This is a genomic window from Dietzia sp. PP-33 (genome assembly GCF_033790845.1).
Taxonomy (GTDB): Bacteria; Actinomycetota; Actinomycetes; order Mycobacteriales; family Mycobacteriaceae; genus Dietzia.
Genome location: NZ_JAMYEI010000004.1, coordinates 321,474 through 344,840, shown reverse-complemented (window position 1 = coordinate 344,840; position 23,367 = coordinate 321,474). Strand labels below are relative to the sequence as shown.

The following is a 23,367-nucleotide window of genomic DNA, read 5'->3' as shown; positions in this document are numbered from 1 at the left end:
TAGCGAGTGGCCTCGTTTCGCTTAGTAGATTGCTTGAGCTTGAGTTCTTCGCGACGGGTGACCAGCTCGCGCGCTTGCTCGATTTGGAGATCCAGCGCGGCGCGTCAGCTCGAGGCGGTGGGGGAGTGCGACCGGGTCTATATCGAGAAACAGTCCGCTCGCTCTCGTGCTGATCATGTGAAGCTCGCCGGGTGCATCAGGTACCTGCGAGATGGTGACGAGCTGGCTGTCGCGTCGATGGACCGACTCGCTCGATCCCTGGTCGACCTCAAGCAGATCGTTGGCGAGATCACGGCCAAGGGGGCCAGTGTGGAGTTCATCCACGAACGGGCCACCTACGCCGCCGGCGCCCAGGATCCCCGGGCGGATCTCATGCTCTCTCTACTTGGGGCGTTTGCCGAGTTCGAGCGGGCCATCATCCGTGAACGCCAAGCCGAGGGCATTGCCATCGCCAAGACGAAGGGCAAGTACAAGGGGCGCAAGCGTGTCCTGACCGCCGAGCAGATCGACAAGGCCCGCGGCCGGTTCGACAAAGGGGCTCTTCCGGAATCAGAGTGCATTGATCCGATCCTGGAGCTGACCGGAGTGGATCAGTGACCGCAAGATGTAGTGCTTGAGGTTGCGGAAGCCCAGTGCGATCCCGCGGAGGTGCTCGAGCCTGCCGTTGATGGCCTCGACGGGGCCGTTGGAGGCGCCGACGTCGAAGTAGGCGAGGATCTCGCGGTGCCGCTTCCACAGCGACCGGCCCAGTTGCGCGAGCTCGGGGAGTTCGGTGGGCACCCCGGTGCGGATCGATTTCAGGAGCTTGTACATCGCGATCTTGCCCTCCCGCTTGCCGGAGGCTTCGTAGGCGGTGATGAGTCGCTGGTAGACGCCGTAGGTGACCTCCACTGCGGCGTGCGCATCGTGGGCGGTGAGCGCTTTGAACAGGCGGACCTTCTGCTTGTCGGTGAGCAGCTCAGCGCGTGTACGCAGGGTGCGGCGGATGCCGTACAGCGGATCGCCACTGCGACCGCGGTGCCCGGTGGTGGCCTGCTGGATGCGTTGGCGGCACACGGTGAGCTTGTCGGCGGCCAGGTGCACGACGTGGAACGGATCCATCACCGTCCGGGCAGCGGGAACGGCTTTGGCGGCGGCCGAGTGGTAGCCGGCGAACCCGTCCATCGTGACAACCTTGACCCGGTCTCGAAACAACTGGTCACGGGCGTCGAGCCACTCGGTCAGGACCTTCGCCGAACGGCCCGGGACCATGTCTAGCAGCCGGGATGGCCCGGTGCCGTCCACGACCGGGGTGAGGTCGACGAGCACGGTGACAAACGAAGAGGAACCGTCGCCGCGGACGTGCTTCCACTTGTGCTCATCGACCCCGAGCACGCGGACGCCATCGAAGTGTCCCGGCTGTTCGTAGACCATCGCGCGAACCTCCGAGACCGCCAGGTCATTGACCAGATCCCACCCCAGCCCGAGGGCCTTGGCCACCGCGGACACGCTGGTGCGGTCGATCGCCAGACGCTGCAGAATCCAGCGGCTGCAACGGCGGGTGGTCTTGGCCCGCGGCTCGGCCAACGCCGGCATCCGCTGTTGGAAGACCCTCGTGGCGCACTCGGTGTTGTCGCAGGTGAAGCGCGGTACCCGCACATCCAGCCTCGTGGGGTGACCCACGATCGGTAGATCCGTCACCTTCCGCTCCACATGATCCCGTAGGCGCCCAGCAGTTCCGCACTCGGCGCAGACCGGGTCCAGTGTGACCGGGGCGCAAAACAGGTGCGTGAACTCGTCGGCCACGGCGGCGTCGGTGATCGTCACCCCGAGCTCGACGGTGCGGCAGATGGTGTCGGCAAGCAGGCTAGCGGTAGCGTTCAAAGCGGGTCCTGGGGTGTTCGATGCGGCGTGTGAGAACCTGCATCTTCACACGCCCCAGGACCCCTACATCTTGTGCCTCACCGCATCACCGGCGAACCCCAACCACGCACTCCAGATCCGGAAGAGCCGACAAAGGGGAGGGGCCGTCGGCGATCGCCCGCGATCTCGGAGTGGGTCGATCGACGCTTTACCGAGCACTTCAAAGGCAAACGTAGGCAATTTTCGAGCTAAGTCGACTGCTTCAGCGAGCCGTCGATTCGTGTGATTGAACCGCACGCCGCACCGCTGATGACCGATGGTCCCGTAGTGCCTCTATTAGTGGGGCAGTCACGTCGCTTGGCGCCATCTGGGCAAGTTGCGCCGCGACCGACCGCGCAACATAAGTGCCTGGATCTTGTAGAACCTGAGTCAGCAGTTGGAGTGCTGGCTGGTCGGCTATACCCTCGACCGCCCACCGAGCGAGACTGACGGCGACCGTCGCCCTTACTGGCGCCTCTGGGTCCTGAGCGAATACAGCCAAAGTCATCAGATCTCCGGGATTGTCGCGTCCTGCGACCACCCGCACGGCCGCAGCTCGGCTCTCTTGGTCCCCTTTGAGGAGCTTCCAGAGCTCGGCATTGGTGACTGCGCCCGGCCTGATGGCAGCGAGGGCTGCGGCGGCATGCCCGCTCATGTCAGGGGAGCCGAAAAACGGGTCTGACTGCGGAGGGTTTTCCAAAATGCGCTTAAGTATCGGTTCAAGAGCGTCAATGACGGACGCTGGGATCCCCGACCCTATCCACTTTAACTGTTTAAGAGGCTCACTCAAGTGCTCGGAAAATAGAGTTCTCGCCGTCAATAGAGATATGAACGAATCCCAGTTCGCCACCGAAGGATGCCACCTGTTAATTAGGGCGAGGGTACTGGCAAAATCAATACTACGTATATGGTGCTCTCCGTTCTCTAGGCCCCTGACTTCAGAGTAAATACTTTCAGTAAGGTGCTCAATGAGGGACTTTGCTGTGTTCGAGTCCAGCTCTCTGATGTCACCGAATGCCCTTAATGCAGCGAGGTCCCCACTGGCGATTTTCTTGCGCTGAGCTTCTCGCACGCTGGGATCAGTTCGTGCAAGGAGAATGGTGATCGCTTCGCCCAGTTCGAAGTTGTCGCCTTCAGGTCTAGCGGACAGCGATTCACGGTCGGAATCTGTCCAAGCAACGTCTGGGATCCTGGACATCAGTGCGGCGTAGTGATGGGCATCGCCCTGATCGTTTTGGGGCGGCAGCGCGACAAGATGCTTGATGACCTCACTGATCACGGTTTCTGAAGCGCCTGGCGCCAGGTCCGTCAGGGTGTCTAGGAGAGTTGGCTTGACAGCGAACGTGGGGCGCGCGCGTTCGAAAATTGGAGTCAGATCCTGAAGACCTCTCAAGATCCAACGAATGTGCCGGTCAACTTCTAATGCCGGGAGCACGTCGGCTGCCTGTCGCAGCATCTCGAGGTCTGCTTGGAACGAAGTTCGAGTGGACAGTTCGAGGTCAATACTGGCCGCGTCGTCCATTGCGGCTTGGGCCGGACCAGTGCGAAGGAATTGTCGAACCGCCAGTTTCAACGAGTCGGTGAGGCCAGCTCTCCTTAGCATCCCCAGCGCCTCCGCACCTTCGGTGTGACCTGCCTCTGCGGTGACCGCGGTGAGAATCCGCTCCCCCAACATTCCTGTGGCGTATCGCCATGCGCTGTGGTCAGCGCTCATCCCTGCGATGAGTGAAGCGGTCCGGATCCGCAGCCATGTTTCGTCGATTGCACCGAATGTCCTTCTAGGGTCATGGGCCCATTGTTTGAACGCCAATTGCCAGTTGTGCTGTAAGCCCCAGGCGACTTCTTGGGTGCGCCACCAGGCAGCTAGAGTGTCCCGCCCGGTAATAGCGGCGGGAATGTTGCTTGAGTGCCATCCGCTGATTGTGAAAATTAGATCGGAGCTTGATCCAACGATGGCCATCACAGTTGGGTCATCGGTCGAGTTGCCACGAATATTCTGAACCTCGACCGAAAAATCGTACGCCTGTTCAAGGCAACCTAATTCGGTCAAGCATCTCGCCTTGTGGGTTAAGAGCCAGGCATGGTCAACCGGCCCGCAGTCATCTCGTTCAAGGACCTCTGACACTGCCTCCAGTCCACGTTGCGGCTTGCCCTCTTCGACGACCATTGCGCAGAAGATAGCGGCCGCAGATGCCCTCTGAAAAGGCTCGACCGCTGTATCTATTAGCGACTGGATGACCTCGATTGTTTCTCCGTTGACAAGGGCGTCATACATCGCGGCGTATAGTTGCCATGTCCAGTCTTCAGACTGGCGAGCCTCGTCAACGCTCGGAGCCTTTGTCTCTCGGCGATTTTTGGGATCAAGATCTCGAAGGCGCATTTTGATCAGCAGAGCGATTGAGGACTCAGCTGTGAGCTCGGTGACCGTAAGATTTGGGTGCGGTGCGATCAGGCGGGGTGTCAATAGGGCAAAGCGAAGCCGATCGGACCGGAGAATGGAGCTTCCGCCATTCCATGTGCTTCCTTCCCACTGATGCCCGGCTCGATCACCCAGTGCGACCTGAACTAGGCGACCGAAGTGGTTTGAATCGACCGTATTCGCCTTTGGGACGAAGAGTTTCGCCCCCTTGCCCGTCGATAGGATTAATTCTCTCGTTATTTGCACCCAGTACGAGACCCCAGACTGGATTGAATGCAGAATCAGTAGGTGTGGCACACGATGATCGGTCCAGTACTTGACATGACGTCCGTCGGAATCCGAAAACCACCAGCCAACTAGTTGGCCATCTTCGTGGTGCGGGTTGCTGAACCATGACTCGCCCGCCTTGACTTGCGCCCCCACTAATGCGCCGAGGTCGAATCGGCGCTCGTCGCGTGCTTGGAGCCACAGGTCCGTTCCTAGGTCGTGCTGCGTCGGGTTCTCCGCCACGCCCCAGCCCAGCTTCTCAAACTGCATTGCCACAGCACGTTCGCCGATAGCTCCGGTCTGGCTGCGTGTACTCGCCCTCATCAAGTGCGTCTACCCCTCATTCGTGAAGTCGGCGCGCAATCGCGAGCCACTAGAGACATGGTGCATCTGCGGTCGGACATTCGTTTTGTGGTGCAGTGCGTTGCGTGACCGGCTTTACATTAGACCTGGCTATCGGCGGGGGCTGGTGCCCTCGGTGTCGAGCGTGCGCTTGGCGCGTTGTGAGTTGCTGAGCGACCTGGGGGCGGCCGGCTCGCGCCGCGGTACCGATCGAGCAACTGTCGGCAACTGGCCGCACAAGAGGTCCAACTCAGGTCAGCTGGATGTCAGGTTCATGACCGCTGGCGATTCAACCTACGGTCGTCGCGGCACGCCTTGGGGTGCCGCTTCCACACAGGATGCACCCTCTACTGCATCATCTCGCGGCGCCATAAAACAAGTATCGCCTATTCGTTCAGTGGTCCCCGCTTAAGCTGCGACGATACCGTCACGCATCCACCAGCCCGTCGCTACGCACCTGATAGGAACCCACCTGTGTCATCGAACAAGGCCGGAGCTTCATCTGCGGGAATAGACCGCCTCGCCGTTTCCTCACCTAGGGCTAGATTGCTACTTGCAGGAGTCTGCGTTCTGCTATCGCCCACCGTGGCTGCATCCTGCGCTTATGCCAGCCAGCAGGCGAATGACTTGTTCGATTACCGTGGTTACTATGAAGAGTTCCAACACAATCGAGGAACTCCCTGCAAAGAAGGCGCTGTTGCCACAATATATTCACCGAGTAGAACCAAGATCGGGACAGCGCCATTAGTGATTTCTAAGAATGAAAGCGTAAAAGGGCCGGATGGGCGTCCGTTGAACACTGATGATCTTCCATCCGGAATGACAAGGGTCCCAAGAAATTGCGGCTACCTTTTTGAGTTTACGTCGATACCCGCCGAAGAGGGTAACTACACGATAAACATCACTCGCGACAGTGTGTTCCTCGAGAAGATCGAAGGAAGCCAATCATACCTTGAGGGTAGTTCAGTGGATACTCCCATGCCGTAATTGCGTCGGTTACGTGGCTTTGATCGTTTTCGGTGCTGGGTAGTGGTCTAGTTCGCATGAACGACAACTCGACACCGTTGAGTTTACATAAGGTCTGGTTATCGGTGTTGCCCCGCAGCCTATGAGGTCTGGCACCAGCGGATAAAATGTCTGCGCGATGTCGGTAAGTGTCTTGCGTCCTGCCGGCACGAAGCGATCGCAGAACACCGCTACCAAGCGATCAAAAGCGGCAAGTCGTGGGTCGCTAGTTGGGTGCTGGCTCCGCCTGCGCTGTCAGCTGCTCGCCACCGAACTTGGCCGCGTACTTCTCGGCCGACGACGGCTTCAATTCCCCACTAATCCGGAGTAAAACCGAGCCTTTGAGATAGTCCCACTCGTCGCCGAGGAAAGGCATCTCTGCCAATTGGGACTGGAGGGTTTCCCCACGGTTCCTGGCAGTGGCTTCGTCGGCGTACACCTCGATAGTCATCCCGCAGTCCACGCCGAGCGAATCGCAGGTGATCTCGGAGTCGTAGAGGACCGCCGCGCTCACGTACCCGTTCGGTCGGCCGATCTTATCGTTGGGGTCGTTGTCCTCGGTGATGGTCACTACCTGGCCCGCGGCGTTGGAGGCGCCCCTCAACTCCTCGGCGACCTGCGTGGCGTCTGCACTGTCCGCGGCTTCGCTGGCACTCTCGGTGGGGCTCTCCGCCGGTGCGGGGGATCCGCCGCCCCCTTCGCTCGAGCACGCGGTGAGAGCCAGCAGGGTCAGGCCAGCGAAAGCGGCACGGGTGAGGTTCATGACGAGAACTTAACAGCACAGGATCTGGCCGCAAATTCTCAGAGCGCATCGTCGGTTTGGTCGGATCCGGCGAGGAGTGCTCACCGAGCGCGAAGCCAGCGGCGTCGAGCACTTTCGCCCGAGTATAGGGCCGGGACGGTGCGGCGTGTTCTGAGAAGGCCACGGTGTGGTGCGTGGCGGCGAGGTGGTCAATCGGTTCTCGGCTTGCCCGGTAGATCCGGCTGAGCAGCTCCAGGGAACGGTCGTTGACGGTATTGAATGTCGCACGCTCGGCTGGGTCGACGATGCTGCGCAGACCTGCTCGCAGGTAGGTGTCAAAGGCGGGGACCGTGTGTTCTAGCAGCACCGGACAGTATGTGGGAGCGGTGATCTGGCCAGCCTCAGCTGCCCCGTGGGCGGTCAGTGAAGCCCATAAAGCACTGTTCGCACTGGAACACGAACTCCCCGAACCCTTCCCAAGGCATATGTGGGCCGGGCTTGTCACACGTTGGGCAGTCCATCATCGAGTACGCGCTTCCGCCGCCCTGGAGGTAGGTCATGGGTTGACTATCTCAGTCGTTAGCGACTGAGGATCGGTAAAGACTGTAGGTCGCCGATCGTTCATCGCAATCGGGGCACCACCTGCCGCGATCTCAGTCGGCACATGCCCCCGAGCGCCGTCCGGACTTGCCGAATCCGGTCCAAAAGAGGACTCCGGGGCGAGGAGCAGGCGACCGCACCTCAGGCCGCCTGATTCAGCAAGACCCTCCGACGGAGCCAGTGCGATTCACGTTGGCAGGGGCGCAAAGTGGGCCTGGACGTTCTGACCTTGTCGTAGGCCTATGCAAGTCTTCGCGGCATGACTGATATCGATGTACTGAGGATCGGCAGCCGTTTGATTTCGCGACGCTGGAGACAGTTGGTCATCACGCCGGCGGTTATCGCGGTGGTCTTGCTTCATCCTGAGCTGGGGCAACGAGCGGCCATGTGGGCCGGGGAGCAGTACGCTCAACGACTTTCGCGAATGGTGGAAGATGCAGGATTGCTGGACTTGGGCACGAAGCTGCCCCAGATTTCGCTGTCGGATGGCGCCTTACTGATCAGGTGCCGGGTTCTGAGGTGTCGAGTTTTCGGTGGGGTTGGACGCAGCACGTGGCGGAGCGGACCCAGGCGGGCGGCGCTGGCGCCCAACCTGGGCGTGGTCTCTGTCGGCGACGACACCGCCTCTTCCTGGTGGACACCCCGGAGCAGCGGCGGATCGGGATCTCCGACTCCCTCGAGCTGGCGTGGCGGGACTGGCTCGGCTCCGCCGGGTTCGACCGCCCCGAGGGCCACTGGCCGCGGCAGTGGGCGCGGGCGTACGTCGAGTTCGCCGCCGGGGAGAAGCGAAAATACCTGCACGACCTGGGCCTGCGGATCATCCCCACCGTCGGCTGGGAACGTGGACCTGCTGCAGACGCTCACGCACGCCAGGCTCGCCGCCCCGTGAGGTCGAGGGCGGCTGCCAGGCTCGAGCAGCAGCGCGACCAGCCTGAGTTGGGCGTCGAAGGACAGCCCCGCCTCGGGCTCGTCGCCGAGTACGTGTACGGGACGGACCGCTGGGAAGGCTTCCGTGTGCACCCGCTGCCGGCTTCGGTGGCGGCGGCGTGCACGGCTACAACTCGTTGGAGGGCACGTTCCTCGGAGGCTGCATCTTCTCGGGGATGAAGGCCGGCCGGGCGATGGCGCGGGAGGTCTGATCGAGGCAGGCACCGCCGGCGCGGCGGTCGTCGCTGTCATGCGCGCGGCGGGGAGGCCCCTGAGCCGCCGGCCGCCGCGTCCTGAGCAGCACTGTCACCTGTGACCGGCCGCCCGCGGGTCTGCGCCCGCCCACGCAGCACACCGAGTTCGTAGGTGGCCAGCACTATCAACCACAGAGCGGTGATGGGGATGACAAACCACAGCATCGCGGCACTGAACGGCCCCAGCGCGTCGTGGTCGGCCGCCTGGAGCACGACGTAGGCGATGTACGCGGCGTAGAAACCGGTGAAGAGAACGCCCTCCCACCGTGCGATCGCCAGGCCGGTGAAGGCGATCGGGAGCAGTGCCAGGGACACCGCGAGCATGATCGGCAGGTCGAAGCGGATGGCCCCGGCCGCGATCTCGATCGGCGCGATGAGTGAGGTCATCCCCAGAACGGCACCTATGTTGAACATGTTGCTGCCCACGATGTTTCCGATCGCCAGGTCGCGCTCGCCTCGGATCGCCGCGACCATGCTCGTCGCGAGTTCGGGAAGGGATGTCCCGACGGCCACCACCGTGAGGCCGATGACCAGGTCACTCATTCCCCATGCCGCCGCGAGGTCGCTCGCCGCGGTGACGAGGAGGCGCGCCCCGACCACGAGCATGACGACCCCGACGATCACGAGAGCGCTGCTGACGAGAACCGGGTGCGACGCGGCGACGCCGGACGACCGCGTCTCGTCCGCGCTGTCGCTCCCCGAGCTGTCGTCGGCGGCACCGTCACCGACCGGCTCCTCCGATGCCGCGGCGGCCCGGCCTCCACTCTGCTTGCGCGAGATGACGATCGTCGCCACCACATACGCCACGAGGCCGGCAAACAACAGCAGACCGTCGAGGAAGCTGATCGTGCCGTCGAGTGCCACAAGCAGCAAGACCAGCGAGAACAGAACCATGATGGGGATATCGACCCGCACGATCCGGGACGTCGCCACCAGAGGGGCGACGATCGCTGTCAACCCCAGGATGAGCAGGATGTTCGCGATGTTGCTGCCCACCACGTTGCCGACGGCCAACCCCGGGTATCCGCTCAGCGCGGCATCGACGCTTACCGCGAACTCCGGCGCCGAGGTGGCGAAGGCGACGACGGTGAGTCCCACCACCAGCGGGGAGATCCCGAGGGTCGCGGCCAGACCGCCGGCGCCCCGCACCAGCACTTCGCCGCCGCCGATGAGCAGGACGAACCCCACCGCGAGCGCGGCCACCGTCAGGGCGCTCATGTCAGCTCCGATCGGGTGGTGATGAACCCCGGTCCGGCTGGCGGTGACGGCCTCGTTGCATTACCCATGGGTCGATGATCCCGTGCCGGACTCCGGTCTGTCGATGCGCCGGCAGCGATTCAGCCGGCGGAGGCGACCGCCAGCGGCAGGACAGCCGGGACCCCGGACGAGCGGAGATGCCGGGCTGCCTCGGTGATCGTCCACCCCGTCCCGAGCAGGTCGGCGACCAGGAGGACGGGGCCGTCGGACGCTGTCGACGGGCCGGAGAACGTGCCCCACAGCTGGGCCACGCGGTAGGCCGAGTTCTGGGCGGTCACCGTCGGGAGCGCCTCGTCGCGGCTGAGTTCGCCGAGGTAGTCCATACGGCCCATCTGTGACAGCGCGCGCGCCAGGCTCTGCACGAGGATCGGGTGCTCGCCGGTGAGTAGCGCCGCGACACCGGTCGGGCGGTCGTCCCAGCCCCACTCGCGCAGGACCGGTACGCAGGCGCGGGCCAGCCACTCGGGTGCGTCCTGGTCGGGCTCGGCGAGCAGGGCGCGCAGCTTCTGGCCCAGGCCCAGATCGGTGAGGCGTGCCAGAGCGCGGCCCTCCGCGGGACCGTCGGCGATCTTGCCCTTGAGCGGGACGTCGAGCTTGGCCAGGCCGGTGGGCCACTGGCGGCGCGGAGGCAGCACCACGCCGGGCCGCTCGAGCGCTTCGCGGGCCGGGTCAGCGCGCCCGAGTCGACGGAGGTGGTGCGTCGCTGGGGTCCGGGGGCGCAGATACGGCCAGTTCACGGGCGCCAGCCCGGGGAGAAGATCGGCTCGGTTCTGTACTCGCCACGCGCAGGTCCGCACCTGTCCGGACGCCAGTGGGTAACAGCGGAAACGCGTAACGATACTGGTTTCCGGGTGCTGTTGAGTCGCGGTTGATCAGGGGCCGGGTTCTTGGTGGAGTTCGGGGTAGGCGCTCCAGGTGGCGCCGCTGATGAATGCGTGGCGTTCGGTTGTTTGAGCTCTGTATCCGAACTGGGTTGCCGCGATCGCCGGGGGAATGCTGCGGACCAGCTCGCGCATCGCGCTGTTGCGTGCGCCTCGAAGATCGATCCCGTTGTCGCGGAGCTTGCCCATCAGGGTCTGCGGGTTGATGTGATGACCTGCAGTGACCCCGGGAAATAGCCACTGGGATGTTCGGTTGGCAGCGGTGGTCATGTTGGGGCGATGGGCGATGAGTGCGGTCACCGGGTCGGCGAGCGGATGCGGGAGTGCTACCTCGGCGTCGGCGAAGCGGATCCACAGGCCGTCGCTGTCGTCGGTTCTCAGTGCGTCCAGTCGGATGGCGGCGATGCGCGAAACTGGTTGCGCGCAGATCAGCAGCAGGACCGTGGCGGCTTTGACCCACACCGGGGTCTCTCGCCGTTCCAGAATCGTGGCCAGCTGAGCGTAGCGCTCATCGTCGCTGGTCATGGGACTGGTTCGAGCCCGTCGGTGGGGGAACGCGAGGTGGGCGGCCATGTGTTGGTGCTTGATGCACCGCTTGACGAACATCCTGGCGGTGCTGCGGGTGGTCGGCCCGGTAACGAGCCAGGTGTCGATATCGGACTGTGTCGCTTCCGCCAGCGCAGTGTTACGGGTGTAGAGCCAGTTGACGAAGTCGATCGCCACGGTGATCTCCTGTTTGGCGTTGGCGATCGGCCCGTTCTCCAGGGGTTGGCGCTGCGCGCGGGCGCGGAGGTTGCGCAGGTGATGCCAGGTGGCGAATCCGGTGATGACCTGCTGCGATTGGTGGATTGGTGTGGAGGCGAGCTTTTTCTCGAGCCAGCTGGTGAAGCGGTCGAGGTTGCGGTCATAGGGCGCGAGGATTCCGCAGCTGATGAACAGGTCCCGTAGGTGACGTGCGGTGCGCTCGGCGGGGTAGTGGGCGAAGGTGTCGTGACTGATGGTCAAGCGGTGTTGCGCGAACCCGTCCAGGAGCTGGCGCACGTCGGGATTGCGTAGCCAGATGAGCGCACTTCGCGGGTGGTCCTGGCTGGTCAGCGCATCGAGTAGCGGTTTCAGCTCGGCCGAGACGAATCCGGTGTCGGCGGTGGTGAGCAGGGCGGTCAGGTCGTCGGTGAGGCAGCATCGGGCGCAGAGTCCGCGCCGGTGGGGTTCGTCCTGATCGCCGCAGCGGGTGCAGATCAGGCGGGGATCGTCGATCCCTGCACAGTCGGTGCAGATGGCCTGGTTGCCTGAGAGTCCGGGGAGGAGCCGGTCCGGGGTCAGGCAGCGAGGACACGTTCCGCGGCGACGGGTGGCCTGTTGGTAGCAACGGCGGCAGACGAAGCCCTCTGGCCAGCGCACGCCGCGAGGCTGGCGCTCGTCGTCGCACCGTGTGCAGTGGTACTTCGATGTGTCAGCCATGTGTGTCGCCTGCGCGGGGGTCCGTCTACGCCGGTGGGCCGGGTCGGTGGATGTGGGCCCGCTTCGGTCGCAGCGGACCATCAGCTGCGGGGGAGACGTCGGTGGCGGTGCGCCGCGAGGGTGCGGCGTCGACACGGAAGTCGCAGAGGTCCTCGACGCTGCAGTCCAGAACGTGGCACAGGGCGCCGAGCAGCGCCAGGGGCAGCCGGTCCGGGGTGCGTCCGAGGAGGCGGTAGAGCTGCGAGGCGGAGAGCTCGATGCCGACCTCATGCAGCGGGGTGATCAGGTCAGACAGGTTGTGCATGTCTCGGTCGGTCATGACTTGGCGTAGTCGCCACTGGTAGGCGATCCGGTGCTTCATGTCTCGTTCGTCCTTTCGGGCAGGCGGCCGGCTGCGGCACGTAGGGCGGCGGCTACGACGCGGCTGCGGTAGTCGGGGGAGACGAAGGTGTAGAGCGAGGTGGTCGAGGCGTACTCGTGTCCGACTTGCTCTTGGATGAAGCGGGTGTCGTAGCCGGACTCGACAAGCAGCGTGACGTAGCTGCGGCGCAGGGAGTGAAAGTCCAGTCCGGGGTCGGTCAGGCCGGCTGTGTCACAGAGTTCGGCGAAGCTGTGGGACAGTGCCCCGTTCGAGATTCGTTCGGATCGTTCGGTTGGAAACAATGCGGTCCCGGTGGTGCGGTCGAAGCTGGTGCGCCCCTGGTCGATCCACTGCTCGAGGCAGTCGATCACCCACGCGGTCTCTGGGACGGTCAGTACGCCGCGCCGTTTGGCGGGGGATCCTTTGCCGGGCTTGCCGTACCGGACGTAGCAGACCCCGAATCGGCCGAACTGCCGTGCACGCGGATTCGGCCCAAAATCCGTCAGGTCCAGCATGCGAACTTCGTTGCGGCGCAGGCCCCATGCGTAGGCGACCTTGGTGATCGTCGCGGTTCGCAGCGCGACCATCGCCCCCTTCGTGCCGACCTCGTAGCGGCGGGTGACCTGCTCGTCCGCGGTATCGCACAGGTCCTGCAGCTCGTCGGTGGTGTACGCCCGTTTGCGTGGGTCGCCGGGACCCTCGTGGACGTGGCGGGCCGAGTTGGCCTCGGTAATGACCTGTACGGGATGCGTGGCGAACCGGTCCTGGCATTGCTCGGCCCACTCGTAGGCCGGGTCGAGCAGGTAGTCCATGAAGTGCCGCAGCGCACCTTGATAGTTCAGGACGGTGCTGTGCGCTATGCCGTGGACTCCGCGTAGTTCGGTGATCCAGTCATTGGCCATCGCCGGCGTCCAGGTCCAGGGGCCGTCGGCATCGCAGAAGTCCCGGAACCGCCGTATCGTGGCCACCCGCGCCGAGATCGTGCCGGCAGACAGGTTTCGTGCCAGCTGCTGGTGAGACCAGCCGGTGACCATCGCCTCGAACACCGAGGCTTCCGGACGTAGAACAGCGATACCGTCGGCCAGCTGCAACCGCGCCGACCCTGGAGGAAGATCCTGCTGCGACATCTCGCACCGCCCAAAAATGGCTCGCGTCTTGTGCGAAAGTGTCGCATGAAATGCGAATCGCGACAAGAGGCCGCAGGTAGCAGCGCCGCCACCATCCCGCCATCGGCTGGCGGTCACGGTCCAACAAGGGCGGAAGCGCTGGCCCGGCACCTGCTCACGCGCAGGTCACGAGGCCAGTCGGGCACTACGGGCGAGGGGCAGTTCGGGGAAGGGTCGAGTTCGCACAATCTACAACTCGGCATCGTTGACTTGTCATAACGACAACTATCGGCTAACAAATATTACCAGGCAGGGGTCCATTTCTAAGGCTGCCACTACTTCAATGCGCGGCAATTAGGCTCTCTTGTCAGCGCGCTTCACATTCGGGAAATGACCTTATCCGCAGCGCCGACTTTTACTTGGCCATATCGCCCCAGTCGCTGAACCTCGTCGGGTCGTGCCGGCCCATGTTGGCGTGCTCGAACAGCCCCCACCCCACGTCCCCGTTGCAGGTCGCGCGTGCGACGTGGTCCACGACGTTGAACGGCAGCATGCCCACCACATCCGGCGAAGTCATGTCGTAGGTGACGGACTCGCTCCAGTCGCGTCCCATCCAGTGACCGTGCGACCACGCCGGGTCGCCCACGTAGCCCGCGCCCATGCTCAGCGGCACCCCGCCCAGGGTCTCGACCTCCAACCACAACGGCTCGCCCCGCGGGGTCGTCAGGTGCAACCGCGCGCACTCCGGATGGCGGGTGCCGCTGCGGTAGTCGACCTCCATCCGCGGCCAGCCCAACTGCTCGATCCGGCCGTCCGCGAAGACCCGGCTCGCGTGGTTCAAGGTCCGGTGCCCGTCGGGGCTCTCCTGCAGAATCACGACCATCGCGTAGTCGTCGAAGCGCAGCGGGATGTAGGTCCACCAGAAGCCCTCGCGCGGTTCGGCGGCCCACCGGCCCGGGGGATCGGACTCGCCACTCGGGCGGATCCCCCACGAGCGGTCGCGGGTGCCGAGCCACACGTCGGGGTCGACGCGGAAGTCACGGCCATCCACCGAGAGCGTCCCCGACCAGCTGCCCACCTGAGCGAACCGGCTCGCGTCCAACATTGGGCGCGTGCCCTCCAGAAGGACGTGCCGGTCCTCGAGCACCGCGTCGAACGTGCCCTCCCAGGTCATATCCATCGAGAGATCCGGGTGCTCGCAGACCAGACGCAACGACCGCAGCGGGTCGATCACCTCGATCCGGTACCCGCCCACCGCCGGCTCCAGCGACCGCGACTCGAGCGCGTCGGAGAACCGCACTGACCGCTGGTTATCGCCGTGGCGCACCGTCGCGAACGCGTCCACCACGCCGAGGTTGGGATACACCCCGAACCCGGTCACCAGGAACACCTTGCCGGTGCGGTCGTGCGCGTTGAAGTAGTAGCGGTCGTAGAAGTTCCGATCGCTCGTGCCCGCCTGCGCCATCGGCAGCGGCGTCTGGTGAACGGGGAACTCGTCGAGCGGAGTGGGTTTCACGTGGATCCTCGGGCAGTAGTCGGCCGCTGGCGCGGTGGGGGAGAGGCAGGCGGTCGCGATCAGTCGGCGATCAGCCGGGCCAGCATTGCGTGGTGGAGGACGTACTCGTCCGGGTGGGCGGGCGGTTCCTGTTCGCCGAAGTGAATACGACGACGAGTGATCCGCGACAGGATCACGGCCTGCCGCAGCCCGGCGTAGACGTAGTAGAACGGCAGATCCCGGACCGTGGATCCGGTGAGTTGCTCGTACTGCTCGACGACCTCGCTGTGTTCGAACAGCTCCGGGGTGCCGGGGAAGTCAAAGGCCACGGCGAGCTCCTGGAACAGGTCATGGAAGTACAGGAACCAGCCCAGGTCGACCTCGGCAGGCGCGATGGTCGCCATCTCCCAGTCCAGCACGGCCGACGGGCGCGTTCCCTCGTAGAGGATGTTGCCGATCCGGGCGTCGCCCCAGCTCAGGACTTCCGGTCCGGTCTCGGCGGGCCAGTGGGTGTCGATCCAGTCGAAGGCGCGCTCGATCACCGGGATCTGCAGTCCGTCCTCGCGGGTCGTCCACTCGTAGTAGGCGCGCTGCTCGTCCACGTGGGCGCGCAGCGCGCTCATGCCGGGGGCCGGAGCGAGCGACGAGACCAGGTCGGCGGGCGCCGGGATCTGGTGGATCGCCGCCAGTATCGCGACGGACTCGCGCTGCAGCTCCCTCCGCTGCTGGGGGTCCATCTCCAGCAGCCAGCCGTCGAAGACGTACGGGGGGTTGTCGACCGGCGCCCGCCCGGTGGCCCGGTCCATCACCAGGAAGGGCGTGCCGAGGACGGCGGGATCCTGCTCCAACCAGCGGACGCGGGGGACCGGCAGCTCGGTGTTCTCGCGGACCACCCTCATCACGTCGAACTGCTTCTGCAGGTCGTAGACGGGGAACACAGGGAACGCGTCGTCCTCGGGGCACATCCGCGCTACCAGTTGAACTGTCTGCGGCTCGACTGTCTTCGGCTCGACCAAGCCCGCTGGAGAGGCCGCGCCGACGCGGGTCGCATCTGCGGAAGACGAACCGGCGGGGGTCCACGTGGCGTCGAACAGCACCGAGATGTTGGACATCCCCGAGCTCTCCGGCCTGCTCACCGCCGAGATCTCGACCCCGGCGTCGGAGTCGACCTCGTCGCGGCCGGCCAACCAGAGGGTCAGGCGCTCACGGAACTCATCGAGGTCGGCCTCGCCGGAGGTGATTCGTTGGTTGAGTGGTTCATCTGAACGCGTCGGTGTGGACGTCGCCTGCGTCGCGTGGTCATTCATGTGGTCGGGACCCTTCGTGCGGACCTGCCGCGCGGGCGATACCCGCACTCGGCCCAGTGTGACCCACGGCACATAAGAAGGTGTTCGAAATGCGCAACCCCGGGGCCGCTCTCGTCGGAGGCCGGGCGCGCCTCGTCGTCGTCATATCCAGGTGTAGAGACGGACCGCCCTGCGTCGCCACCACGGGGGTGATGCGGGGCGGACAGGGCGGTCGGTGATCCGTCACCGAACGGCCCGCGTCGGTAGCCTCGGGGCGCGGGTCGTGACGGCTCGAACTCTCAGAAGTGAACGCAGAAAAAGGTGTGCAGTTGTCGATCCCCTTGAGCATCCTCGACCTGGTCTCCATCCCGGAGGGCTCCACCGCCCGGGAGGGCATCACCGCCTCGATGGAGTCCGCCCGCCTGGCCGACCGGCTGGGCTACAAGCGTCTCTGGTTTGCCGAGCACCACAACACCCCCAACCTCGCGTCCAGCGCCACGGCGCTGCTCATCTCGCAGGCGGCCTCGGTAACCGAGAAGATCCGCGTGGGCTCCGGCGGCGTCATGCTGCCCAATCACGCGCCGCTGATGGTGGCCGAGCAGTACGGCACGCTGGCGAACATCCACGGCGACCGGATCGACCTGGGCCTGGGCCGCGCGCCCGGAACCGACGGCATGACCGCCCAGGCGCTGAGCCGGTCCTCCGCCGAGCCACAGGCCTTCGCCCGACACATCTACGATCTGCAGGGCTGGTTCGGCGAGACCGGCACTGCCAACAGCATCCAGATCCTGTCCTCGGCGTCGCAGGGGATGGAGGTGCCGATCTGGGTTCTGGGCTCCACCGTCAACGGCGCCTCGATCGCCGGGCAGCTGGGGCTGCCGTTCTCGCTGGCCTCGCATTTCGCGCCCGATCAGATCGACGACGCCATCCGCGTGTACCGGGAGTCGTTCAGCACCGAGGCGCCCACCGCGCGCATCGACAAGCCCCAGGTGATGGCCGGCATCAACGTTATGGTCGCCGAGACCGACGCAGAAGCCCGCCATCAGTTCACCACCCTCCAGCAGATGTTCCTGGACCTGCGGGCCGGGCGCAGTCGCGAGATCCAGCCACCCGTGGACCCGGAGCAGTTCGCCGGAAGCTCGCCCGGGATGCTCGAGATCAGCGCGGTGGGCTCGCCGGAGACGGTCAAGGCGCAGCTGGACGAGTTCGTAGAGCGCACCGATGCCGACGAGCTGATCACCGTGACCTACGCGTTCGACCCCGCGGTGCGGAACCGGTCGCTGGAGCTGCTGGCCGAGCTCTGGTACTAATCGCGAGCGATGCCCGGGAAGGAGCGATTGCGTGCGGCGGGCCGCCCGAGGTCGAGCGTGCCGCGACGAGTGCTCACCGACATCGGTCGAGGTGTGGCGGAGCGGATAGTCACACTTGGCTTACGTACACGGTGAGTAGGAGCCCGTACGCTACTTCTTCGTCGTAGAGGATCTTCAGCTGGTGGCCATTCGGTGCGGTCGACATACACACCTGCTCGCTGATCCGTGCAGCAGTCCCATGAGGTCCAACTCAGGTTAGATCTCGTCCTGTGTGAGTTCGCATGCGGCCAGTTCGTCGGCGTGGTCGCGGATGATCGACGAAAAATAGTCGTCGGGGTAGCGGTCGAGAAATTCTCGATCGGTCTCACCGTCGAGCGTGGTCCCGTGTTGTATCTCGGCGATGCGCGGATCGTTCGCGGTGTTGAGTGATAACCAGTAGAGGACGCTCCAGGACACGCTGTGAGCGTCACTGCCGAGGTCGCACTCGCCATATCCCGAGATCGCTTCAGCCAGGACCGCGCCAACGACATCGCCGGTGTCCGGCCAGAGGCGGACTCCAACTTCGTTCGGTTCGACACCAGGTCCGAGCTGGCCAAGAAGAACATTGGAGTCGATGATTCTCATGTCGAGTGTCTCCAGCGCCGGATCGACGTCTTGGATCGCGCGGATCGAGTCGATCGCCCTCGGCAATTCGGGTTCATTGGCCGGATGGACACATACTTCGATTCCCTCGCTGTACTGGCATTTGACGAACTCGGGCACGTCAAGGGAGTAGAGATTCCAGACGTGTAGCCCCGGGGGAAGCGAGTGCGGGGAGGCGGGTCGACCGATCCCGGATATTGGTATCACGAAGGCCACAATGAGGACCACGATAAACGACGTGTTGAGTGCGGCGAGGCGGCGGCGAGAGCGTAGGCGCAGGCTCGCTTCCTTCAACAGAGGGACCAGCACGGCGATGAACAAGAGGATGATCGCCATGCGGTACCAGTAGGTCAGCGGATCCCCCACTTGCCCGGGCAGAGGACGCACACCATTTCCGGGCGATACGGCCCACCACCCGCTGTGCAACATGGGGGACAGGTCGAAAATGGAGACCACCGTTCGAGACAGGGAGACGGCAGCCGAGAAACCGAACAGAACCAGTGTCGAGACGAGGATTGACCAGTAGGAGCGCATGAGTAGTGCGATCGTCACTGCGAATACGACAGCGAATACGACAGCGAATACGACAGCGAAGCAGAGCGCGGCAGTCGCGGTCAGCACGGATGCGAGTGACACATGACCCCAGGTGGCTGAGGTGCTCGTCACTACTAGTAGGGGGAGGTGGCCTGCGAAGTAGGACAGAACGGCGACGGTACTGAGTACCGTGATCGCCAGGAGTTCCTGTCGGAACTCTGACCATCGGGGTGTTCTGTCGACGGTGAATGAAGACTTGACGAACAGTTTCACTGCCAGTGCCGAGGATGCAGCCGCGGTCAGAGGCAGCGTGAATGTGAGGGACTCGAGGATTCGGTAGCTAGTTGTGGACCACAGTTGGTAGGACGCGGAATACAGAGTGGCCGATCCGAGCAGTGGGAAAGCAGCACACGCCAGTGCGAGCACGATCAAGATCGATGCGCATTCGTTCGATCGGTACGGCGTGAGCAGTCCCCGGTTGGACGTCCGGGATGTGGCCGTTCCTGAGGAGGTCGTTGTCATCTAGACGGACTCCACTCTGCGGATCAGGTCGTCGTCGAGTGCCTCGGCCGGCCCGGAGTAGTGCACTGTGCCCTTGTCGAATACGACGGCGTAGTCGCAGTACGGCTTGATACCTCGGACGTTGTGGGTGGCCACGGCGACAGTTGCTTCCGGTGGGCGATTGCTCGCCAGTAGCCGAAAGAAGGTGTCCTCGCTCTCGGTGTCTAGGCCGGATGTCGGTTCGTCCCACAGTCTGTCGTGTGCCTCCTCAAGGAAGGTGCACAGTATGGCTGTTTTTCGCCTCTGCCCGCCGGACAGGGAGTCGACCTTGGCGTCGAGCAAGGTGTGAACTCTCAGCTCTGAGGCGTAGGACTCGATCATTTCCCATGACGCACCTGGGTTGGTGGCGCCCAAGGCTATCCGGTAGCGGAGCAGCTCCCGGATGGTCAGTCCACCGAGCATTCTGGGGAACTGCGGATGATATGCCACCTGGAACGCGTTTTTGTGCTCGGTCCGGCGGTCGACGGCCACCTCACCGTCGAGCGTGATGTGGCCGCTACTGGGGGAGACACGGCCTGAGGCAATTGACAAGAACGTGCTCTTGCCACTGCCGTTCTCCCCCAGTACGGCTGTGATACCGCTCTGGAGAGTAAGTTGATCTATATCGAGTGCGCAGAACCTTCCGAGCTTCCGCCGATAGAAATGTCGAACGTTACTGACTGCAATCGACAAGATAACCCCTCGTTAAAGCGAATACCGTTCCACGGAGGCTTGTCAGCAGAGCCGGACCCGATTGCTTGCCATAAACGCGCCCGTGTCGCTGACGGTCGTGCCCCAGTAGTCTTGCGCTACCCAGGCGCAATCGGCGAATGCGCGGATCGCCCCGGTGCCGAATCCGTGCGATTCGTCAACCTTCGTTGATCCTCCGATGACGTCGTCTCTCCAGAGTTCGACTCGATAGCCGACGGGATTGGTGCAGTCATAGCGCCCACCCTGAACGCCGACCGTATTACCGCCCTGGCCGGGCTCCCATACTGCAAGTCGACAGTTTGCTTGCGCGGTTGTCGCTTCGCCAGGGGTGACCTCATCCAGTGCGCGAGTGAGGGTTTCGCCATCCGGTGTGGTGGCCGGCGCCTGTTCGGTGACGATCCGATCGAGCACCTCGTTGACGTCCTCAGTGCCCGGGTCTGCGTGCGCTGTCATGGGGAAGGCTACTGCCAGCACTGCAGCAGCAGTGATTGCTTTGAGTGGTCGAGTCAATCGCATAGCGCGATCTCCTTGGGTCGAGGGTACGGCGTGTTGCGGTTGTTAACACCGCATAAGCAACGTATCAGAAACTCGTATAATTTTAGGCAATTGAAAAATCATTAATCCGTACAAATGAATAGACCTCGACTCTCGACGAGTCTGTGTTGCATCAATCAATAATGGAAATCGCCAGCCCCCGGCCCGGGCGAGCCCCCGGCCTCCTCGTGCGTTTTTGCAGCTCTAGGTTGAAAGTTGGGTCAAATCACTCAGGTAGCTCGCCTGGAGTCCAACTATTTAGCCTATCTATTCACGCTATTTTTATGCGCTTTGTCGAATCGACTTGGGCACCGGCATATCGATGTAGACAGAACCGGGCCGACTACTTCGTCCCCGAGGGCGGACTGAGCGGTCCCAGCGGGTCGGAGCGCAACCGAGAGGTCCAACCGCCCCCGATCCCGGCGGTACGGAACCGGTCGATCAAGCTGCTGGCCGAGCTGTGGTTCTGAGACTGGGCTGGTTCTCTGACTGAGCCGGTTCTGAGTCCGGTGGGGCCTGCGCCGCGGCGCTGATAGAACGGGGTATGGCCATCGACGCATTCGAACCCCACCCCCTCGTCCGCCTGCTCGGCACGCCCTCGGCCGAGTTCACCGCCGCAGCCCTCGTGCGGGCGGTAGAGCAACTCGAGCTACGCCAGGTGAACCTGCGCTACGTCGGCGGCGACGGGCGTCTGAAGACCCTGGCCTTCCCCATCAACTCGCGCGACCACCTGATCGAGGTGCTGACGCGAGGCGAGCGCGTGGACGGCTCGAGTGTCTTTCCCGGTACCGACACCGACGCCAGTGACGTCTACATCGTTCCGCGTCACCGCACCGCCTTCCTCAACCCCTTCGGCGAGCGGCCCTCGCTCGACGTGCTGTGCTCCTTCTACAACGAGGACGGGACGCCGCTGCCGTACGCGCGCGAGCAGGTCGTGCGCCGCGCCGCCGAGGTGCTGACGCAGGAGACCGGCATGACGCTCGAGGCCTTCGGCGAGCTGGAGTACTACCTCGTCGACGAGCCCGATCCGCTCTTTCCCGTCGAGGAGGAACGCGGTTACCAGGAGTCGGGGCCCTTCTCCAAGCACGAGCGGGTCCGGGAGCAGGTGCTGGGGCACCTGTGCGCCATGGGGGTGCCGCTGAAGTACGCCCACGGCGAAGTCGGCAACATTCTCGAGGACGACCGGCAGCTGGTCCAGCACGAGATCGAGCTCCAACCCGTGCCCCTGGAGCAGGCGGCCGACAACCTCGTCCTGGCCAAGTGGGTGGTGCGCGAGGTCGCCTACTCCCACGGTCTCGAAGCGACCTTCGCGCCACTGGTGAGCGGGCAGGGTGCAGGCAGCGGCCTGCACATCCACAGCCGACTGGTGCGAAACGGCGCCAGCACCATCGTCAACAAGCAGGGGATCAACGACACCGGGCGCCGGCTCATCGCCGGCTACCTCGCGGCGGCCAGGGCGCTGGCCGCGTTCGGCAACACGGTCCCCACGTCCTACCTGCGGTTCGCAGACGGTGACGAGTCCCCCGAGGACATCTGCTGGGGCGAGAAGGACCGCACCGGTCTGGTCCGGGTCCCACTGGCCTGGGGCGGAGACGTGCTGGCCGACATGGTCGCCCACGCCAATCCCGGCAGCACCGAGCCCGTCCCCGAACCCGCCACGCACCCCCAGACCGTCGAACTGCGACTCGGCGACGGCTCGGCCGACGTGCACCTGCTCCTGGCCGGCATGGCCGTCGCGGCGACGCGCGGGCTGGGTGATCCCGGGAGTCTGGACAAGGCCGAGCGGCTCAGCACCGCCGAGCACGACAACTTCGAGCAACTGCCCGCCTCGTGCGCGGAGGCGGCCGACGTGCTGGAGGCCGAGCGCGAGATGTTCGAAGCCGACGGCGTCTTCCCCGGCCAGCTCATCGACGCCCTGCTCGCGGGTTTACGCGATACCGACGACGCGGCCGGGGAGCCTGCACAGAATGAGTCGGCTCGTGAGGAGCTCATCCGCCGTCACTGGCACGTCGGCTGAACGACCAGCAAAAGCCGATTTGCTCAACACGTCCCGCTACCGATTGAACCTGCAGCTAAACGGGCATTCTGCCGGGCCTGAAACCGTGATACGGTTTCAGGGTTAAGGTGGTGATCTACGAGGCTGCGCACCGGCACGGAATCGCGGACACGGAGATTCGGGCGACCGTAGAGCACCCGATCGTCCGATATCGGCTAGCGCCTCGTCTCGACCCCGATGCGCAGTTGGTTCGGATGGTTGGAGATCCGGACGGTGGACCTCTGGTGGAGGTGGTCGCTGACCTGGTCAATGCCGACGAGCTACACGTGTTCCACGCGATGCTGTTGACTTCAGCAGTGGCTCGCGAAGTGCTCGAGGCGACAGGAGGGCACCTTGATCTGTCCGACGGTGTCAGTCTCCGTCAGAGAACGCAGCGGGAGGGAACATGAGCAACACCGGGGATCGTGAAGCGCACTATGCGCGTCTCGCTGATGCCGTCGAATCCGGCGACTACGAGGTGCTCGATCGCACAGTGGAGGTTCGTCCGGATTATCGCCCCGGCCGGCCACCCAGGGGAGAAGCGGCCGAGGAAACCCGCCCCTTGGCAGTTCGTCTTACTGCCGCCGATCGGCACCGCTTGGCGGAGTACGCCGAGCGGACGGGGCAGCCGATGAGCGCTGTCATCCGAGCAGCTATCGACGAGTATCTCGGCAAGCATCCTGCGGCTTGATCACTCGCGCGCATCGTCGTCGCGGACGCTCGTCCGGCCAGCGGTCTTGGCTATGTGTGTCGATCCTCTGGCGTCGATGACTGCCT

17 protein-coding genes and 1 pseudogene are annotated in these 23,367 nt (G+C 64.2%); 5 read left to right on the top strand and 13 right to left on the bottom strand.

Translation table 11 applies throughout. The features are described 5' to 3' along the window. The first annotated feature begins 57 nt into the window (after nt 1-57). Nucleotides 58-597 (top strand): recombinase family protein, encoded by a 540-nt coding sequence (locus tag NJE57_RS09730; protein WP_319028192.1) that lies wholly within the window; start codon nt 58-60, stop codon nt 595-597. Here NJE57_RS09730 and NJE57_RS09725 read toward each other — a convergent pair. The 3 genes from NJE57_RS09725 to NJE57_RS09710 all read right to left on the bottom strand — a co-directional run bounded on the left by NJE57_RS09725 (nt 550) and on the right by NJE57_RS09710 (nt 6,677). Then, nucleotides 550-1,863, bottom strand: coding sequence for an ISL3 family transposase (locus NJE57_RS09725; protein ID WP_319026983.1), 1,314 nt, complete (start codon nt 1,861-1,863; stop codon nt 550-552). The genes NJE57_RS09730 and NJE57_RS09725 overlap by 48 nt on opposite strands. Before the next feature lie 241 nt (nt 1,864-2,104). Then, complete coding sequence (locus tag NJE57_RS09715; RefSeq protein ID WP_319028190.1) at nt 2,105-4,891, bottom strand: DUF4365 domain-containing protein; 2,787 nt, start codon at nt 4,889-4,891, stop codon at nt 2,105-2,107. 1,249 nt (nt 4,892-6,140) lie between these two features. Continuing rightward, the gene (locus tag NJE57_RS09710; protein ID WP_319028189.1) at nt 6,141-6,677 is read right to left on the bottom strand and encodes a hypothetical protein; all 537 of its coding nucleotides are present in this window, start codon (nt 6,675-6,677) and stop codon (nt 6,141-6,143) included. Nucleotides 6,678-7,880: 1,203 nt separating this feature from the next. Between NJE57_RS09710 and NJE57_RS09705 the strand changes: the two are divergent. Continuing rightward, a pseudogene (locus NJE57_RS09705) lies at nt 7,881-8,102 on the top strand (FAD-binding dehydrogenase); the annotation flags it as partial. 329 nt (nt 8,103-8,431) lie between these two features. Here the strand turns inward: NJE57_RS09705 and NJE57_RS09700 are convergent. The 7 genes from NJE57_RS09700 to NJE57_RS09670 form a co-directional block, all read right to left on the bottom strand. After that, complete coding sequence (locus NJE57_RS09700) at nt 8,432-9,655, bottom strand: calcium/sodium antiporter (RefSeq protein WP_182641545.1); 1,224 nt, start codon at nt 9,653-9,655, stop codon at nt 8,432-8,434. A 119-nt stretch (nt 9,656-9,774) separates the two neighbouring features. Further along, on the bottom strand, nt 9,775-10,431 hold the full coding sequence (locus NJE57_RS09695; RefSeq protein WP_304812863.1) for a hypothetical protein: 657 nt from the start codon (nt 10,429-10,431) through the stop codon (nt 9,775-9,777). A 135-nt stretch (nt 10,432-10,566) separates the two neighbouring features. Then, nucleotides 10,567-12,036 carry a hypothetical protein gene (locus tag NJE57_RS09690; RefSeq protein WP_319028188.1) on the bottom strand — a complete coding sequence of 490 codons (1,470 nt, stop codon included), beginning with the start codon at nt 12,034-12,036 and terminating at the stop codon, nt 10,567-10,569. Nucleotides 12,037-12,061: 25 nt separating this feature from the next. Beyond that, a complete protein-coding gene (locus tag NJE57_RS09685; protein WP_182641547.1) occupies nt 12,062-12,397 on the bottom strand; it encodes a helix-turn-helix domain-containing protein in 336 nt (111 codons plus the stop codon). Beyond that, the gene (locus tag NJE57_RS09680; protein WP_319028187.1) at nt 12,394-13,641 is read right to left on the bottom strand and encodes a tyrosine-type recombinase/integrase; all 1,248 of its coding nucleotides are present in this window, start codon (nt 13,639-13,641) and stop codon (nt 12,394-12,396) included. The genes NJE57_RS09685 and NJE57_RS09680 overlap by 4 nt, the downstream gene beginning before the upstream one ends. Nucleotides 13,642-13,918: 277 nt before the next feature. After that, nucleotides 13,919-15,019, bottom strand: a complete 1,101-nt coding sequence (locus tag NJE57_RS09675; RefSeq protein WP_319028186.1) for a hypothetical protein — start codon at nt 15,017-15,019, stop codon at nt 13,919-13,921. A 59-nt stretch (nt 15,020-15,078) separates the two neighbouring features. Next, complete coding sequence (locus NJE57_RS09670; RefSeq protein ID WP_319028185.1) at nt 15,079-16,305, bottom strand: phosphotransferase family protein; 1,227 nt, start codon at nt 16,303-16,305, stop codon at nt 15,079-15,081. A 308-nt stretch (nt 16,306-16,613) separates the two neighbouring features. Here NJE57_RS09670 and NJE57_RS09665 point away from each other — a divergent pair, with 308 nt between their 5' ends. After that, nucleotides 16,614-17,594 carry an LLM class flavin-dependent oxidoreductase gene (locus NJE57_RS09665; RefSeq protein WP_319028184.1) on the top strand — a complete coding sequence of 327 codons (981 nt, stop codon included), beginning with the start codon at nt 16,614-16,616 and terminating at the stop codon, nt 17,592-17,594. A 255-nt stretch (nt 17,595-17,849) separates the two neighbouring features. Here the strand turns inward: NJE57_RS09665 and NJE57_RS09660 are convergent, their stop codons facing one another. The 3 genes from NJE57_RS09660 to NJE57_RS09650 form a co-directional block, all read right to left on the bottom strand. Then, nucleotides 17,850-18,788: a hypothetical protein gene (locus tag NJE57_RS09660; RefSeq protein ID WP_319028183.1), complete on the bottom strand. Its 939-nt coding sequence runs from the start codon at nt 18,786-18,788 to the stop codon at nt 17,850-17,852. Nucleotides 18,789-19,292: 504 nt separating this feature from the next. Next, nucleotides 19,293-20,003: an ABC transporter ATP-binding protein gene (locus tag NJE57_RS09655; protein WP_319028182.1), complete on the bottom strand. Its 711-nt coding sequence runs from the start codon at nt 20,001-20,003 to the stop codon at nt 19,293-19,295. Between the two features lie 42 nt (nt 20,004-20,045). Beyond that, nucleotides 20,046-20,537, bottom strand: a complete 492-nt coding sequence (locus NJE57_RS09650) for a hypothetical protein (protein WP_319028181.1) — start codon at nt 20,535-20,537, stop codon at nt 20,046-20,048. A 562-nt stretch (nt 20,538-21,099) separates the two neighbouring features. Between NJE57_RS09650 and NJE57_RS09645 the strand changes: the two genes are divergently transcribed. Together NJE57_RS09645 and NJE57_RS09640 are read left to right on the top strand one after the other, a co-directional pair. Beyond that, complete coding sequence (locus NJE57_RS09645; protein ID WP_319028180.1) at nt 21,100-22,572, top strand: glutamine synthetase family protein; 1,473 nt, start codon at nt 21,100-21,102, stop codon at nt 22,570-22,572. A gap of 424 nt (nt 22,573-22,996) precedes the next feature. Beyond that, the gene (locus NJE57_RS09640) at nt 22,997-23,281 is read left to right on the top strand and encodes a ribbon-helix-helix protein, CopG family (protein ID WP_319028179.1); all 285 of its coding nucleotides are present in this window, start codon (nt 22,997-22,999) and stop codon (nt 23,279-23,281) included. Nucleotides 23,282-23,367 lie beyond the last annotated feature (86 nt).